16 protein-coding genes are annotated in these 14,920 nt (G+C 66.3%); 10 read left to right on the forward strand and 6 right to left on the reverse strand.

The features are described from left to right. Positions 1-39: 39 nt before the first annotated feature. Both ABIC16_RS01130 and ABIC16_RS01135 read right to left on the reverse strand, forming a co-directional pair. Positions 40-573 (reverse strand): YceD family protein, encoded by a 534-nt coding sequence (locus ABIC16_RS01130; protein WP_354289735.1) that lies wholly within the window; start codon positions 571-573, stop codon positions 40-42. 26 nt (positions 574-599) lie between these two features. After that, complete coding sequence (locus ABIC16_RS01135; RefSeq protein WP_354289736.1) at positions 600-1,115, reverse strand: ubiquinol-cytochrome C chaperone family protein; 516 nt, start codon at positions 1,113-1,115, stop codon at positions 600-602. Positions 1,116-1,244: 129 nt separating this feature from the next. On the opposite strand from ABIC16_RS01135, the gene ABIC16_RS01140 reads away from it, so the two are divergent. The 6 genes from ABIC16_RS01140 (at position 1,245) to ABIC16_RS01165 (ending at position 6,777) form a co-directional block, all read left to right on the forward strand. After that, on the forward strand, positions 1,245-1,757 hold the full coding sequence (locus ABIC16_RS01140; RefSeq protein ID WP_277971050.1) for an outer membrane protein assembly factor BamE: 513 nt from the start codon (positions 1,245-1,247) through the stop codon (positions 1,755-1,757). Between the two features lie 136 nt (positions 1,758-1,893). Continuing rightward, positions 1,894-2,400, forward strand: a complete 507-nt coding sequence (locus tag ABIC16_RS01145; RefSeq protein WP_277971051.1) for an RcnB family protein — start codon at positions 1,894-1,896, stop codon at positions 2,398-2,400. A gap of 212 nt (positions 2,401-2,612) precedes the next feature. Then, positions 2,613-4,001: a glycosyl transferase family protein gene (locus ABIC16_RS01150; protein WP_354289737.1), complete on the forward strand. Its 1,389-nt coding sequence runs from the start codon at positions 2,613-2,615 to the stop codon at positions 3,999-4,001. 83 nt (positions 4,002-4,084) lie between these two features. Then, positions 4,085-5,056, forward strand: coding sequence for a hypothetical protein (locus tag ABIC16_RS01155; RefSeq protein ID WP_354289738.1), 972 nt, complete (start codon positions 4,085-4,087; stop codon positions 5,054-5,056). Positions 5,057-5,095: 39 nt separating this feature from the next. Beyond that, positions 5,096-6,010 carry a sulfite exporter TauE/SafE family protein gene (locus ABIC16_RS01160; protein ID WP_354289739.1) on the forward strand — a complete coding sequence of 305 codons (915 nt, stop codon included), beginning with the start codon at positions 5,096-5,098 and terminating at the stop codon, positions 6,008-6,010. Continuing rightward, positions 6,007-6,777: a TIGR02186 family protein gene (locus ABIC16_RS01165; RefSeq protein ID WP_277971238.1), complete on the forward strand. Its 771-nt coding sequence runs from the start codon at positions 6,007-6,009 to the stop codon at positions 6,775-6,777. The genes ABIC16_RS01160 and ABIC16_RS01165 overlap by 4 nt, the downstream gene beginning before the upstream one ends. A 24-nt stretch (positions 6,778-6,801) precedes the next feature. Here ABIC16_RS01165 and ABIC16_RS01170 read toward each other — a convergent pair whose 3' ends face one another. Genes ABIC16_RS01170 through ABIC16_RS01180 form a run of 3 tightly spaced genes read right to left on the reverse strand, consistent with a single transcriptional unit; the run spans position 6,802 to position 9,228 of the window. Continuing rightward, positions 6,802-7,239 carry an acyl-CoA thioesterase gene (locus ABIC16_RS01170; protein ID WP_277971237.1) on the reverse strand — a complete coding sequence of 146 codons (438 nt, stop codon included), beginning with the start codon at positions 7,237-7,239 and terminating at the stop codon, positions 6,802-6,804. After that, positions 7,236-8,009, reverse strand: coding sequence for a sulfite exporter TauE/SafE family protein (locus ABIC16_RS01175; protein ID WP_277971236.1), 774 nt, complete (start codon positions 8,007-8,009; stop codon positions 7,236-7,238). Before ABIC16_RS01175 ends, ABIC16_RS01170 begins: the two co-directional genes overlap by 4 nt. Positions 8,010-8,019: 10 nt before the next feature. Beyond that, on the reverse strand, positions 8,020-9,228 hold the full coding sequence (locus ABIC16_RS01180; RefSeq protein ID WP_277971235.1) for an LL-diaminopimelate aminotransferase: 1,209 nt from the start codon (positions 9,226-9,228) through the stop codon (positions 8,020-8,022). A 250-nt stretch (positions 9,229-9,478) separates the two neighbouring features. Between ABIC16_RS01180 and ABIC16_RS01185 the strand changes: the two genes are divergently transcribed. The 3 genes from ABIC16_RS01185 (at position 9,479) to clpS (ending at position 12,705) form a co-directional block, all read left to right on the forward strand. Continuing rightward, on the forward strand, positions 9,479-11,227 hold the full coding sequence (locus ABIC16_RS01185) for a PHA/PHB synthase family protein (protein ID WP_354289740.1): 1,749 nt from the start codon (positions 9,479-9,481) through the stop codon (positions 11,225-11,227). Positions 11,228-11,351: 124 nt separating this feature from the next. Then, complete coding sequence (locus tag ABIC16_RS01190; protein ID WP_277971233.1) at positions 11,352-12,233, forward strand: phasin family protein; 882 nt, start codon at positions 11,352-11,354, stop codon at positions 12,231-12,233. 133 nt (positions 12,234-12,366) lie between these two features. Further along, a complete protein-coding gene (gene clpS / locus ABIC16_RS01195) occupies positions 12,367-12,705 on the forward strand; it encodes an ATP-dependent Clp protease adapter ClpS (RefSeq protein WP_277971243.1) in 339 nt (112 codons plus the stop codon). A gap of 16 nt (positions 12,706-12,721) precedes the next feature. Here the strand turns inward: clpS and ABIC16_RS01200 are convergent, their stop codons facing one another. Then, a complete protein-coding gene (locus ABIC16_RS01200) occupies positions 12,722-13,393 on the reverse strand; it encodes a Crp/Fnr family transcriptional regulator (protein WP_277971242.1) in 672 nt (223 codons plus the stop codon). A 211-nt stretch (positions 13,394-13,604) separates the two neighbouring features. Here ABIC16_RS01200 and murA point away from each other — a divergent pair, with 211 nt between their 5' ends. After that, positions 13,605-14,888 carry a UDP-N-acetylglucosamine 1-carboxyvinyltransferase gene (gene murA / locus ABIC16_RS01205; RefSeq protein WP_277971232.1) on the forward strand — a complete coding sequence of 428 codons (1,284 nt, stop codon included), beginning with the start codon at positions 13,605-13,607 and terminating at the stop codon, positions 14,886-14,888. Positions 14,889-14,920 lie beyond the last annotated feature (32 nt).

Consider the following 14,920-nt stretch of genomic DNA (forward strand, 5'->3'; position numbering starts at 1 on the left):
CCCGTGGCGGTTGCTCTTCCCCCGCGGCACCCCCATCCGTTACGACCGGTCGAGCCGCTTCTCCAGCGCCGCCTTCAATCCGGCCAGCGCGCCCGCGGGCTTGGCCTCTTCCTCGCTGATCACCCCTGCTGCCTTGAGCGCCGCCGCTGCGTTCGGTCCGCGCGGGAAGGGATCGAGCGACAGCGCCATCGTCTCCGCCGCCGCCTCGCCGAGATCGACCGCCGCGCCGTCGAACACCATCGTGTCGAGCGCCTCGGGATCCAGCTCGATTTCCTCGGCATCGGGTTCGTGATCGACGAAGCGCAGCGCGATCGGTTCGGAGACGGTCACGGGCAGCGGATCATCGGTGACCGAACACGCTTGCACCACGGCGGCATCCACCGTCCCGCGCGCGACGACCCCCGCGGCGTCGCGCCGTACCGTCAGCCGCGCTTCGAGCCGATCGACCGACACGAGATCAAACCGCACTGCCAGCGCGGCGCGTTCGGTCTCGGTCGCAGTGATGGAGATCGTCCGTTCGCCCTCGCCGATCGTGTCGACGCGTTCGAGCCGGGAAAATTCTGGGGCCGTCATGCCTGGGCCCTTCGTGCTTGGAGTCGTCATCCAATGTCTCCGGCAAGGATCTGAGAGGTCGGCACGGCAGCAAGCCGGGCATCGAACGCGAACAGCGCATCCTGCGTATGCGCCAGCGCGACCGGAGTCGGCGGGCCTGCCCGGTACAGATTGCGTTCCAGCGCCGGTCCTAGGTCGCGCGCGGCCAACCCGTCGCGATACGCGCCCAAGCGTCCGCCGAGCATCCCCATCATCTTGCCGATATGCTTGCCCACGCCGATGTCGCCGACTCCCGATTCGCGGAGCTGACCGTCCATGTCGCTGACGAATCGTTCGGTCAGTCGCGCGCTTGCGGCGGCAGCGACCGGATCGCGCTCCAGCCGCAACAGCACGAGCGACAGCACCGCCGCGATCATGTCGAAGCGCCCGTCGATCGTGTCGGGCACACCCCCCGCTTCATACCAATGCGGCAGCCGCGCTTTCGCCACGACGGAATCATACAAGGCCAGCGCGACATCGTCCTCGCGGCGCCCGAACAGTCTCGATAACAAGCTCAAACGCATATCCTCTCGCGGTTGCCCAAGGCCTGCCCTTGTTTGGCCGCGTTTCCCGGCATATTGAGGCATCGCGTCCGGGATGCAATGGAATGGCGTGCCCTGCCTTGGGGTGTCCGCGCCCGTGTGGAGAAGTCGATGAGCCTTAAGTCCGTCCGCCAGCTGACGGCCGCCGTCCTCGCCGCCACCATTGTCGTGGGGGGGAGCGCCTGCGTTCCGCTGAAATCGCACCAGGGCTATGTGATCGATCCCGATCTGGTCAATTCGGTCCAGGCCGGCACCGACAATCGCCAGTCTGTGCTCGCGGTGCTCGGCAAGCCCAGCTTCACCAGCCAGTTCAACGAAGGCGACTGGTATTATATCAGCCGCGAAGCGCGCAATTACGCGTTCAACAACCCGAAGGTGCGCGATCAGGTCACCATCCGCATCAGCTTCGACCAGAAGGGCGTCGTTTCGGCAGTGCGTCGCTCAGGCGTCGAGCAGGTTGCCAGCATCAGCCCGTCGACACGGATCACGCCTACGCTCGGCAAGAAGCGCAGCTTCTTCGACGAACTGTTCGGCAATATCGGCACGGTCGGCGCGATCGGCGGCGGCGGCGGCGGCGGTGGCCCACGCGGTTCGAGCGGGCCGAACGGCAGTGGCGCCCCGTAATCCCCGGTTACATTCTGATACAACCCTGTCGGTCGGCTGACGGCAGCGTTCGCGGACGGTTCAGTTCGCGCATGGCATACCCCCTTCATCGTCCGGTGCTTCCAGCAGGCACCGGATCGTATCGGAGGAGATCATCATGCGTACTCTCATCGCCACTATGTTGCTTGCTGCGACGCTGACGCCGGTCGCCGCGCAGGCGCAATCGAACCAGGAACTGCGCCGCGACCGTCAGGAAATCCGCGAGGAGCAGCGGGATCTGCGGCAGGCTTATCGCAGCGGTGACCCGCGCGCGATCCGCGACCAGCGCCACGACGTCCGCGAAGCCCGCCAAGAATTCCGCGAGGATCTGCGCGATCGCGACCGGGCCTGGGCGCGCAACGACTGGCGCGGCTGGCGGGACCGCAACCCCAATGCCTATGCCCGCGGCAATTGGAACGCGCCGTTCCGTTACACCGCGTTCCGCCCGGGCCTGCGGATCGGCCAGCCCTATTACAGCAGCCGCTACGTCATCGCCGATCCGTGGCGCTACCACCTTCCGCGCGCCCGCCCGGGTCAGCAGTGGGTCCGGCATTATAACGACGTGATCCTCGTCGACACCCGCCGCGGCTATGTGGTCGACGTCAACCGCGGCTTCTACCGCTAAACCCCGTTTCGTCGCGTGGCACCGGCCGTCTTCCGCTATCGCGGGGGGCGGCCGGTCTGCCGTTTGCGGCGGGCCTCTTAGCGGTATCGGCCGGCCGCCTCCGTCAAACCGGGTATATAATCGGACAGTCCGTTTCGTAATCGTAACGATATGTCGCCTGTCGCATGCTGTTCCGTGGTTAGATGCGCCCAAACTGAGTCGGGGGGCTTGGCATGGGGATGGAGTGGGCATCGATTGCGATCGATGCGATCGCGCGCGAGACGATGCTGTTCGCCGGGATCGGTTTCCTCATTGGCGGCCTGGACGATCTCGCGATCGATCTGACATGGATCGTGTTGCGCCTCTCGCGCCGCGCCCCGCCCGTTCCACCAGAACTCGCAGCGTATCGGCCGAGCCCCGAACGTCGACTCGCGATCTTCATCGCGGCGTGGGACGAATCGCTAGTCATCGGCGCGATGCTGCGCACCGCGCTCGCCAGCTTCGATCATGGCGACTACCGCCTCTATGTCGGCACCTACCCGAACGATCGTGCGACGATCGACGCCGTCGCGGCGGTTGCGCGGACCGACGCACGCGTCCGGCTGGTGATCGGGGATCGTGCAGGGCCGACGACCAAGGCGGATTGCCTCAACGCGTTGTGGCGCGCGCTGTGTCGCGATGAAGCGCGGGACGGTGTTTCCGTCGCGGCGGTCGTGCTGCATGATGCCGAGGACATGGTTCACGCGGGGGAATTGCGCGTGTTCGATGCGCTGATCGGGCGGTTCAGCGCGGTCCAGCTTCCGGTATTGCCGCTGGTGCAGCGCGGCGCGCGGTTGATTTCTGGCCATTACGCGGACGAATTTGCCGAAGCGCACGGCAAGCTGATGGTCGTTCGCCAGAGGCTCGGTGCGGGCATGCCGCTCGCCGGCGTGGGCTGTGCGATCGAGCGCGCGATGCTCGGGCGGATCGCCGACGCGCGCGGTGGCAGTCCGTTCGACGCGGCGTCGCTGACCGAGGATTACGAACTCGGGCTGCAGATCGCCATGTTGGGCGGGCGCGGGACCTTCGCCTGGGTTCGCGCGTCCGATCGTGGCCCGCCCGTCGCGGTGCGAGCGTATTTTCCGGCGACGATCTCCGGCGCGGTGCGCCAGAAAGCGCGCTGGATGACCGGGATCGCGCTCGCGGGCTGGGATCGCCTCGGTTGGGGCGCGCCGCTCGACTGGCGCGACCACTGGATGCGGATGCGCGATCGGCGGGCGCCGCTCGCGGTGGTGGTGATGGCGGTGGCCTACCTTGCGTTGCTCGCCTGGGTCGGGATGCACGCCGTTCACTGGATCGCCCGCACCGCGCCGCCCGCCATGCCTGCGGCGTCCGAAGCATTGCTGTCGGTCAACGCGCTGCTGCTGCTGTGGCGGATCGTCACGCGCGCGGTGTTTACCGGGAACGCCTATGGCTGGCGCGAGGCATGCTGGTCGCTACCGCGCATGATCGTCGGCAATGTGATCGCGCTGCTCGCCGCGCGCCGTGCGGTGTGGGCCTATGTCGGGTCGCTGCGCGGGATTGCGCTGCGATGGGACAAGACCGCGCATGTCTTTCCGGATGTTCCCGGCCTGCATCCGTGATTGCCGTCCAGCGGGCGGGTCGCGGACGCCCACTGCGGTTCCTCGCGGCCATTGCGACGGGCTGGATTTCGCTGCGCGCGGCATTGCTTTGGCCCGAAGTCGCCATTCCCACGGCCGGTCCGAGCGTCGACCCGATCCGCTCGCTGATCGCGGCGGCACAGGCGACCACCGCCCCAACTGCGTCGCCGCGTCCGCGCCCGCACGAACACGGTACACGGTCGGGTAAGCGCGCCATCCCGGAACCGCCCCTGCCCCATCCCCACGATGGCATCGTCCGGCGCGCTTCCTCCACCCCGCCATCCGCCGTGCCAACGCCACCGGGGCGCTCCCTCCAAGCCGGGGTTTCCCCCTCCCCCGGCGCCCCCCCTTTCGTCGCGGCGCCGCCGACTCCACGCGACCCTGACGGGATCACCCGACGCGCTACGCCACGCTGGTCGGCGAGCGCCTGGGGGGTGATGCGCGCCGGTCGCACCGCGCGGGGCGGGGTGACCGGGGGACAATTGGGCGGATCGCAAGCGGGCCTCCGGATCGTCCGGTCGCTCGACCGACGCGCGCGCGTGGCGATCTCGGGGCGGTTGACCACCCCGTTCGGCGCGGGTCTGCGCGAGGCGTCGGTCGGCCTCGAATGGCAACCGACGCGGTTGCCCATGCGGCTGGTGGCCGAACATCGCTTCGTGCTGGGCTCTGGAACGGGCGGGCCCGGGATCGGGCTGGTCGGCGGGTTCGGTCCGGTTGCCGTGCTGCCGAAGATCCGCGCGGAAGGCTATGGGCAAGCGGGCGTGCTCCACCGCACGCGCACCGAACCTTATGCCGACGGCGCGCTGCGGCTGACTCATGACGTCGCCCGCGTCGGCGGGGCGCGGGTCGCGCTTGGCGCGGGGGCATGGGGCGGCGCGCAACGCGGGGCGGCGCGGCTCGATGTCGGCCCGACGCTCGCGGTCTCCGTACCGGTCGCCGACAAGACGCTGCGGATGACACTCGACTGGCGCGAGCGGATTGCGGGGCGCGCGCTGCCGGGGTCGGGACCGGTGCTGACGCTGGGCACCGATTTCTGAGTCGCGGCTTTGATCGCGCCGCGCTATCGCATGGGGACCATGGACATTTACCTGCCCATCGCGAATCTCTCGGTCAATGCACTGGTCATCATCCTGCTGGGCGGCGGGGTCGGCTTCGTGTCGGGGATGTTCGGCGTCGGCGGCGGATTCCTGATCACGCCATTGCTGATCGTCTACGGCATCCCCCCGACCGTCGCCGCCGCCTCCGCCGCGAGCCAAGTGACCGGCGCGAGCGTGTCGGGCGTGTTCGCGCATGTCCGGCGCCAAGGCGTCGACTTCAAGATGGGTGGGGTGCTCGTCGCGGGTGGGATGGTCGGGTCGGTCGCGGGCGGCTGGATCTTCCGGCTGCTCCAGGCAAGCGGGCAGATCGATACCGTGATCGCGATCGTCTACGTCCTGCTGCTCGGATCGATCGGCAGCATGATGGCGGTCGAGGCGTTCGGCGCGATTCGCGCGATGCGGTCGGGCGCGGCGGCGCGACCGCGCAAGCGGCGGCATCACCCGCTCGTCGCGGCGCTCCCGCTGCGGACGCGCTTTTATCGCTCGGGGCTGTACATATCGCCGCTCGCGCCGCTACTTCTCGGCTTCGGGGTGGGGATCCTGACGATCCTGCTCGGGGTGGGCGGCGGGTTCATTTTGGTGCCCGCGATGCTTTATCTGCTCGGCATGACGACGCAGGTCGTCGTCGGCACGTCGCTGTTCCAGACGTTGTTCGTCACCGCGACCGCGACGATGGTGCACGCGACGACGACCAAGGCGGTCGATATCGTGCTCGCGGTGCTGCTGCTGGTCGGCTCGGTCGCCGGCGCCCAGGTCGGCGCGCGGTTCGCGAGCAAGGTGAAGCCCGAATATCTCCGGCTTGCGCTCGCGGTGATCGTGCTGCTCGTCGCGGGGCGGATCGCGCTCGGGCTGGGGTGGCGTCCGGACGAGATCTATTCGGTCGAGCTGTCGTGAAGCGGTGGCTGCTCGCCGCGCTGGCGGCACCGCTGCTGATGGCGCAGACCGCGTCCAAGCCTGTGCTCGTCCCCGACGTGTCGCAGCGCGACATCGAGATCCGCTACAGCTTCACCGGCGCCGACCTGCTGCTGTTCGGCGCGATCCTCTATCCGGGCGGACGCTTGCCCGATGATACCAAGCCGACCGACATCGTCGTCGTGGTCAAAGGGCCGACGCAATCGATCCTGGTGCGCGAGAAGGACAAGCTCGGCGGGCTGATCTGGGTCAACGCGGCGCGGCTCCGCTATCGTTCCGCGCCGAGCTATTATGCGATCGCCTCGTCCCGCCCGATCGAACAGCTGATGAACGCGCGGACTCGCGCGATCTACGAACTCGGGCTCGGCAGCCTGCAATTGTCTCCCGCCTCCAGCGCGCCGCCATCGGAGCAGGACCGGTTCGCGCGCGGGCTTGTCGATCTGAAGGGACGGTCGGCGCTGTATGTCGAATCACCAGGCGCGGTCGAGATTACCGACGGGGTGCTGTACCGCGCACGCGTCGCGATTCCCGCGCGCGTGCCGGTCGGGCGGTTCACCGCGGAAACCTTCCTGATCCGCGACGGTCGCGTGCTCGCCGCCGCGACGCGCGAGATCGAGATTCGCAAATCCGGGTTCGAGCGCTTCGTCGCTTACTCCGCCGAGCATTGGTCGATCGCGTACGGATTGGTCGCCGTAGCGCTGTCGGTGCTGTTCGGCTGGGCGGCGGGGTGGATCGCGCGGCGGTTCTAGCGAAACGGCGACCCCTGCCCCGACCTACAGCCGTTCCAGGAACCCCCGAACGTCCTCCGCGATCGCGACGGCCTTGCCCGTCGGCAGATGGACGTTGACCACCGTCATCTCGATCACCGTATGCAGGTCGCCGGTTTCTGCGTGGCACAGCTCGAACCGTTGCGTCAGGCTCGAGCGGCCAATCCGATCGATCCGCACGAACGCTTCGATCGTATCGCCCCAGACGAACGGCTTGAGATAGTCGATCGCGGTATGGCGCACGTGGAATTCGGTGTCGTGCCACGCCGCGCCAAGCGCCGCGCCGATCCCGGTCCAGTCCCAGAAATCGGTGACGGCGACGTCGGCATATTCGAGGTAGCGCGAATTGAAGACGACCTTCTGCCCGTCGATCTCGGCATAACGCACGCGAAACCGCGTCGAAAAGGCGAAGCCGGGGCGGCCCGGACCGTGCGGATCCGTCACAGCAGCAGCTTGATGCCGACGAGCGCCAGCACGACCGCAAGGATCGGGCTGAGCACGCGGTCCGAAACACGCGTCGCGATCAAGCTGCCAACGATGATTCCCGGGATCGACCCGAGTAGCAGCGACACCAGCAACGATCCGTCGACCGAACCGAGGATCCAGTGCCCGATCCCGCCGAGCAGGGTCAGCGGCACCGCATGCGCGATGTCCGACCCGACGAGACGGTTGATCGGCAACGTCGGGTACAGGATCAGCAACGCGGTCATCCCAAGCGCCCCTGCCCCGACCGAGGTCAGCGACACCAGCACGCCGAGCACCGCGCCGAGCAGGATCGTCAACCGCGCCTGCCGCCGCGACCCGACCGCGCCGAGCCGCGCGGACAGCGCCGTGACGATCCGCCGCCGGAGCAGCGTCGCAAGCCCCGACAACAGCAAGGTGATCCCGAGCACGACCGAGATGACATGCCCGGTATTGGCCGATCGCTCGCCTTCGTAGTGCAGAATGACGAGCGTCAGGATCGCAGCGGGAACGCTCCCCGCGGCGAGCCTTCCGACGACTCCCCAGTCGACCGTGCCACGCCAGCCGTGCACCGTCGTCCCCACCGACTTGGTGGCGGAGGCATACAGCAGATCGGTGCCGACCGCGGTCGCCGGATGGAAACCGAAGGCGAGCACCAACAGCGGCGTCATCAACGAGCCGCCGCCGACCCCGGTCAGCCCGACGATCAGGCCGACGAGCACGCCGGCCAGCGAATACAGTGGCGTAATCATCCGGCTGGGATCAACCGGCCTTGGCGCTCGGCGTGTTGACGCCCATCGACTGGAGATACTTCTTCACGTTGCGCGCGGCCTGCCGCAACCGCTGTTCGTTCTCGACCATCGCGATGCGCACAAAGCCTTCTCCGTTCTCGCCATACCCCACCCCTGGCGCAACCGCGACGTTGGCGCTTGTCAGCAATTGTTTGGAGAACTCAAGGCTACCTAGGTGCGCGAGCGCGGGCGGGAGCGGCGCCCAGGCGAACATCGACGCGCGCGGGGCGGGAATGTCCCATCCGGCGCGGCCGAAGCTCTCGACCATCACGTCGCGGCGCTTGTGGTACAACTGCCGGTTCGCCTCGACGATGTCCTGTGGGCCGTTGAGCGCAGCGCACGCCGCCGCCTGGATCGGCGTGAACGCGCCGTAATCGAGATACGATTTCACCCGCGTCATCGCCGCGATCAGCTTGGCGTTGCCGACCGCGAACCCGATCCGCCACCCCGCCATCGAATAGGTCTTGGACAGCGACGTGAACTCCACCGCAATGTCCTTGGCACCCGGCACCTGCAGGATCGAAGGCGTCGGATTGCCGTCGTAATACAGCTCGGAATAGGCGAGATCGGATACGATCCAGACTTGATTCTGCTTCGCCCACGCGACGAGGCGTTCGTAAAACGCGAGATCCACGGCTTCCGCGGTCGGGTTCGACGGATAGTTGACCACCAGCACCGACGGGCGCGGTACGGTGAACGCCATCGCGCGCTCGAGCGATTCGAAATAGGCTTCGTCGGGCGTGGTCGGCACCGCGCGGATCGTCGCGCCGGCGATGATGAAACCGAAGGTGTGGATCGGATAGGACGGGTTGGGTGCGAGCACGACGTCGCCCGGCGCGGTGATCGCGGTGGCGAGGCTGGCGAGTCCCTCTTTCGAGCCCATCGTCACGACCACCTCGGTCTCAGGATCGAGATCGACCCCGAACCGGCGCCCATAATAATTCGCCTGCGCGCGACGCAGCCCGGGAATCCCCTTGGACTGCGAATAGCCATGCGCATCGGGCTTGCGCACGACCTCGATCAGCTTCTCGATCACATGCGGCGGGGGCGGCAGATCGGGGTTGCCCATGCCGAGGTCGATGATGTCCTCCCCGCCCGCGCGCGCCGCCGCCCGCATCGCGTTGACTTCGGCGATGACATAGGGTGGCAGGCGTTTGATACGGTAGAAATCTTCGGACATTGCGCGAAACCTGGCTTGAGGAGACAGAACCTTACGCCAAACGCGCACGGTTCGTCACCCCATCGACGCTGTTCGGCACGAAACGGCCCCCAAAGCGACCATCATCCGCAAAAGTGGGGGGCCGATGCAGCCCGGTCTCTCCCCCCGCCCGGAACTTCGCAATGCGTTCAAGCGGTTGATTGAGCGCGCGATCCGGCATGACGCCGCTGCGTCCGTGCGATAGAAGAGCCCAAACAGGATCGAGGATGCCATGGCCGATTCGGATACCACCACGCCGCCGGGCACCCCGCCACCCAGCCTCGCCGACATGCAGCACTGGACGTGGGTGCTCGGGCGCGCACAGCAAATGCTGCTCGAACAGGGCCTTGCCACGATGAGCGCGAGCAACCCGCTGTTTCCGGCAATCCCCGGCCTGACCGATCCTGCGACGATCGCGCGGACGCAGGATTTCTGGACGCAAAGCCTGTCGCTGTGGCAGCGGATGCTCGACCCCGCGCAGCCAGCACCCCGCGCCGAATCCCCCGAACGGGCGCGCGACAGGCGCTTCAAGGACTCGCGCTGGCACGACGACCCGGTGTTCGACTTCATCCGCCAGAGCTATTTCCTCGTATCCGACACGATGCTCGCGCAGATCGAGGCGCTGGACGGAGTCGACGACAAGCAGCGGGACCATATGCGCTTTACGGCGCGTGGTTTCCTCGATGCGATGAGCCCGACCAATTTCCCAGCGACCAACCCCGAAGTGATCGAGAAGACGATCGAGACGCGCGGCGAGAACCTGCTGAAGGGCCTGCAGAACATGCTCGCCGATCTCGGCAAGGGGCAGTTGACGCATACCGACCAGAGCGCGTTCGAACTCGGTCGCAACATCGCGATGACGCCGGGCAAGGTGGTTCATCGCACCGATTTGTACGAACTGATCCAGTACAGCCCGACCACTGAGAATGTTCTGGCCACCCCGCTGGTAATCTTCCCACCGTGGATCAACCGCTTCTACATCCTCGACCTCAGCCCCGAAAAGAGCTTCATCCGCTGGGCGGTGGAACAGGGCATCACCGTGTTCATGGTGTCGTGGCGCTCGGCGGATGCGACGATGAAGCATGTCGTGTGGGATGATTACATCGCCGCGCAAATCGACGCGATCGACACGATCCGCGGCGCGCTCGACGTGCCCGCGGTCCATACGATCGGTTATTGCGTCGCGGGCACCACGCTGGCGGCGACGCTTGCGATCCTCGCCGCGCGTGGGGAAGCGGACAAGGTTGCCAGCGCGACGTTCTTTACCGCTCAGGTCGATTTCGAGAAGGCGGGCGAATTGCTCCATTTCGTCGCGGACGACCAGCTCGCGCTGATCCGGTCGCTGACGCCCGACGGCTTCCTCGACGGGCGTTACATGGCGGCGGTGTTCAACCAGCTGCGCGGGCGCGACCTGATCTGGAACTACGTCACCAACAACTATCTGCTGGGGAAGGACTATGCGCCGTTCGACCTGCTCCACTGGAACGGCGACACGACCAACCTACCCGCCGAGTGGCACATCGCCTATCTGACCGATCTGTACCGCGACAACCGTCTCGCCAAACCCGGCGCAATGTCCGCGCTGGGGACGCCGATCGACCTGTCGCAAGTCGCGACGCCAGCCTACATCCAGGCGGGGCGCGAGGATCATATCGCTCCCGCTGAAAGCGTGTGGGCGATGATGCACCATTTCGTCGGACCGAGACGCTTCGTCCTGGCGGGATCGGGGCATATCGCGGGCGTGGTCAATCCGCCGTCGGCACAGAAATACCAATATTGGCTCAATCCCAAGCCCGTCGAGCGATTCGAGGACTTTGTCGCGGGCGCAACCGAGACCAAGGGAAGCTGGTGGCCGGACTGGCGCGAATGGCTCCGCAGCCTTGGCGATGATCCGGTTTCGGCGGATGGCCCACGCGTTCCCGGAGCAGGTTCGCTGCCCGCCCTGGGGGAGGCTCCGGGGAACTACGTACGGACTCGATAAGCCCGCAATTCCAATATCCTGGGCACTGCACATTATGAATGCTGCAGTGCACCATTAACCTTGCGCCGGTTTACGACTTGGGGTATATTGCGCCGCAGCATAAGTGCTGCAGGAGAACCCGGTCATGGCCACCAAAGGCCCGAAATCCGTCGCGTCGAAGCGGATCGTCAAGCCAGTCGTGAGCGGTGCGAACGCGACGTCCGATTCGCCGCCGGTGCCGTTCGTCGCGCACCCCGCCCCCATCGTCTCTGCTCCGAAGCTCACCCCCAAACGCGGTCCGGTCGCAAAGTCCGCCCCTCTTGCGGTCCAAGTGCCGGTCGAACCCGCGAAGCCCGTCGCGGCAGCAGCACCCGCAACCCCCGCCGTTGCACAGCCTGTCAGCCCGCCGCCTGCCGAAAAGGCCGCCGAACCCGCCGTGGCGCCCGTTGCGGCACCAGTGGTTTCGGCTTCGGACGAAATCCCAACGCCATCCACTACTCCAGCCATTTCCCCTCCAGCCACCTCCACCCCCGCCATCGCGCCTGCGACGGCCATCATGCAGAAGGACACGAGCACCATGGACGCAACGATCAACACCGCTGCCGAAACCGCGCAGACCCAGGCCACGACGATGTTCGCCGATGTGAACGATCGTGCGAAGACCGCGATGGAGAAGGGCTCCAAGATGATCGCAGAGCTGAGCGAATTCTCGAAGGGCAACCTCGAGGCCGTCGTCGAGTCGAGCAAGATCGCGGCGAAGGGCGCCGAGGACATCGCACGTTACACCAGCGATTATGTCCGCACGTCGGTCGAGAAGGCCAACACCACCGCCAGCCAGTTCGCGTCGATCAAGTCGCCGACCGAGTTCTTCAAGCTCCACAGCGAGATGACCAAGCAGGCGATGGATTCGATGATGGCGGAAACCGCCAAGTTCACCGAGGGTTACGTCAAGCTGCTCGGCGAAATCGCCCAGCCGATCTCGAACCGCGTCGCGGTTGCGGTCGAAAAGGTAAAGGTCGTCGCATAAAGCGACCTCCCGCTACGCTGGCGAAGGGCGGCTCCCGATGGGGAGTCGCCCTTTTCCTTTGTGTGGACCCCTTGCCCTGAGGGGGCGCAATGCCATATTTTAGCGTTGCATGACCGACCCAACCCCCACCTCCATGGCTGAGCGCCGCGACGACGGAACCGACGATTCCGATCGGGACGGCAGCACCGGAGTCGCTACGCGTACGCGTTCCAAGACCAAGCAGCCGACGCCCTACCGCGTCCTGTTGCTCAACGATGATTATACCCCGATGGAATTCGTGGTGCTGGTGCTCCAGCGCTTCTTCCGGATGGATATGGAAGCCGCGACTCGCGTGATGTTGCACGTCCACCAGAAGGGCGTCGGAGTGTGCGGAATCTTCAGTTACGAAGTCGCCGAGACCAAGGTCGCGCAGGTGATCGAATTCGCCCGGCAGAACCAGCATCCGTTGCAATGCATGCTCGAGAAGGTCTGACACCGCCACCGGCGTGTCAGGCGGCGGCCGGTAGCCACGCAAGATCGAGGTCGGCGTAGCGATCGATGTAATTCGCCGCACGCATCAATTTCGGTTCGTCGAGGAACCGAACGCGACCCGCTTCCCGCACGATCAGTTTTTCCTCCTCGAGCTGCCGCAGCATTCGATTGACGTGCACTGCGGTTAGCCCGGTGGCATCGCCGATCTCTTCCTGCGTCAGCCCCAGCACGAAGCTGCTCGTGATCGATCGGTCGAGCATCTTCATCCGGTTGCGGATTTCCACCAGTGTCGCCGCGACCCGCGCCTTCGCCGACGTCCGCCCGATCGCAGCCAACCGGTCGGTCAACGCCGCGCGCTCGATCTGGTTGTAGATGAGAATCAACGCCGCGATCCGGGGCTGCGCCAGCATCAACGCGCTCAGCACGGATCGGTCGAACGGCGCTACGACGCAGTCGCTCAACGCAGTGATCGTCTCTGTCGCGTCGCCATAGATCATGTTGGTGACCGCAAGCAGGTCGCCGGCGAAATGGAAGCGGAGGATTTGCCGGCTGCCGTCATCAAGCAGCACGGAACTCATCATCGTTCCCTTGCGCAAAACGTACATTTCGGTCGCGCGGTCGTTTTCCCGCTGCAACGTCATGTTGCGGCGGAGCAGACGCTCGCGCTCTTCGAGCCGGTCCAGCGCCATTCGTTCCGACGGCGTCAGGTCCGCGATGTCGCCGAGACGATCGGCGAAACAACTTTGTGGCACGCAGTGATCACCCCTTGTTCTGCTTGTGCACAGAGCAGTCTGCCGAAAACTTTGCCTTAAAGTCGATCAATCGTTCGAACGAGACGTGCGAAAGGCGATTCCCGTCGCATCGGCTTGCGCAAGCGGGGCAAGACGATAAACGAGATCGATGGACCGTATTCTCATTCGGGGCGGCAACCGCCTCTCAGGCCGTCTTCCCATTTCCGGTGCGAAAAACGCCGCGCTCACGCTGATGCCGTGCGCGTTGCTGACCGAGGAACCGGTGACGCTCCGCAACCTGCCGCGGCTCGCCGACGTCGACAGTTTCGGGCATCTGCTCAACCAGCTCGGTTGCTCGACCCGGATCGAAGGCGCACGCCCGGAAGATTTCGGCCGCGTGATGACGATCCGCGCGGGCAAGCTGACTGCGACCGAGGCCCCCTATGACATCGTCCGCAAGATGCGCGCGTCGATCCTGGTGCTCGGCCCGTTGCTGGGGCGCGCGGGCGAGGCGACGGTGTCGCTGCCCGGAGGCTGCGCGATCGGCAATCGCCCGATCGACTTGCATCTGAAGGCGCTGGAAGCGATCGGCGCGCAGCTCGAAATGGCGGCGGGGTACGTCAAGGCGATCGCACCGGGCGGGCGGCTGTCGGGCGGCACCTACCGTTTCCCGGTCGTTTCGGTCGGCGCGACCGAGAACGTCGTGATGGCGGCATCGCTGGCACGCGGCGGCAGCCGGATCGAGAATGCGGCGCGCGAGCCCGAAATCGTCGATCTGTGCAACCTGCTGGTCGCGATGGGCGCGAAGATTTCCGGGATCGGCACCGAAACGCTTGAGATCGAGGGCGTCGACCGGCTCCATGGCGCGACCTACCGCGTGATGCCCGACCGGATCGAGGCGGGCAGCTATGCCTGTGCCGCGGCGATCACGGGCGGGTCGCTCGAACTCGTCGGCGTCAAGGCGAGCGACATGCTCGCCACGATCGAGGCGCTGCGCCAAGCGGGCGTGACGATCGAGGAGCGCGGCGAGAATTTGTTCGTCGAAGCGAACGGCCCGCTGCGTCCGGTTACGCTGTCGACCGCGCCCTTCCCCGGCTTCGCCACCGACATGCAGGCGCAGTTGATGGCGATGCTGTGCATGGCCCCCGGCGAAAGCACGCTAACCGAAACGATCTTCGAGAACCGGTACATGCACGTGCCCGAGCTCGCGCGGATGGGGGCGGACATTCATGTATCGGGCCGCACCGCGGTCGTGCGCGGCGTTGACCGGCTGGTCGGCGCCCCGGTGATGGCAACCGATCTGCGCGCGTCGATGAGCCTGATCATCGCCGGGCTGGTCGCGCAGGGTGAGACCCAGGTCAGCCGCGTCTATCATCTCGATCGCGGCTATGAACGGCTCGAGGAGAAACTGAGCGCGGTCGGCGCGGACATCGAGCGCGTCGGCGACGGCTGACCACGCTGGCGTGGCACGGCGAGGGAGCTGCC

The organism is Sphingomonas sp. PvP055, assembly GCF_040546365.1.
GTDB classification, from domain to species: domain Bacteria; phylum Pseudomonadota; class Alphaproteobacteria; order Sphingomonadales; family Sphingomonadaceae; genus Sphingomonas; species Sphingomonas echinoides_A.

Bases quoted from the DNA above. Each gene is read 5' to 3' on its own strand.
- ABIC16_RS01130 (WP_354289735.1), bottom strand. From the start codon at position 573: ATGACGGCCCCAGAATTTTCCCGGCTCGAACGCGTCGACACGATCGGC.
- ABIC16_RS01135 (WP_354289736.1), bottom strand. From the start codon at position 1,115: ATGCGTTTGAGCTTGTTATCGAGACTGTTCGGGCGCCGCGAGGACGAT.
- ABIC16_RS01140 (WP_277971050.1), top strand. From the start codon at position 1,245: ATGAGCCTTAAGTCCGTCCGCCAGCTGACGGCCGCCGTCCTCGCCGCC.
- ABIC16_RS01145 (WP_277971051.1), top strand. From the start codon at position 1,894: ATGCGTACTCTCATCGCCACTATGTTGCTTGCTGCGACGCTGACGCCG.
- ABIC16_RS01150 (WP_354289737.1), top strand. From the start codon at position 2,613: ATGGGGATGGAGTGGGCATCGATTGCGATCGATGCGATCGCGCGCGAG.
- ABIC16_RS01160 (WP_354289739.1), top strand. From the start codon at position 5,096: ATGGACATTTACCTGCCCATCGCGAATCTCTCGGTCAATGCACTGGTC.
- ABIC16_RS01175 (WP_277971236.1), bottom strand. From the start codon at position 8,009: ATGATTACGCCACTGTATTCGCTGGCCGGCGTGCTCGTCGGCCTGATC.
- ABIC16_RS01180 (WP_277971235.1), bottom strand. From the start codon at position 9,228: ATGTCCGAAGATTTCTACCGTATCAAACGCCTGCCACCCTATGTCATC.
- ABIC16_RS01185 (WP_354289740.1), top strand. From the start codon at position 9,479: ATGGCCGATTCGGATACCACCACGCCGCCGGGCACCCCGCCACCCAGC.
- ABIC16_RS01190 (WP_277971233.1), top strand. From the start codon at position 11,352: ATGGCCACCAAAGGCCCGAAATCCGTCGCGTCGAAGCGGATCGTCAAG.
- clpS (WP_277971243.1), top strand. From the start codon at position 12,367: ATGGCTGAGCGCCGCGACGACGGAACCGACGATTCCGATCGGGACGGC.
- ABIC16_RS01200 (WP_277971242.1), bottom strand. From the start codon at position 13,393: ATGGCGCTGGACCGGCTCGAAGAGCGCGAGCGTCTGCTCCGCCGCAAC.
- murA (WP_277971232.1), top strand. From the start codon at position 13,605: ATGGACCGTATTCTCATTCGGGGCGGCAACCGCCTCTCAGGCCGTCTT.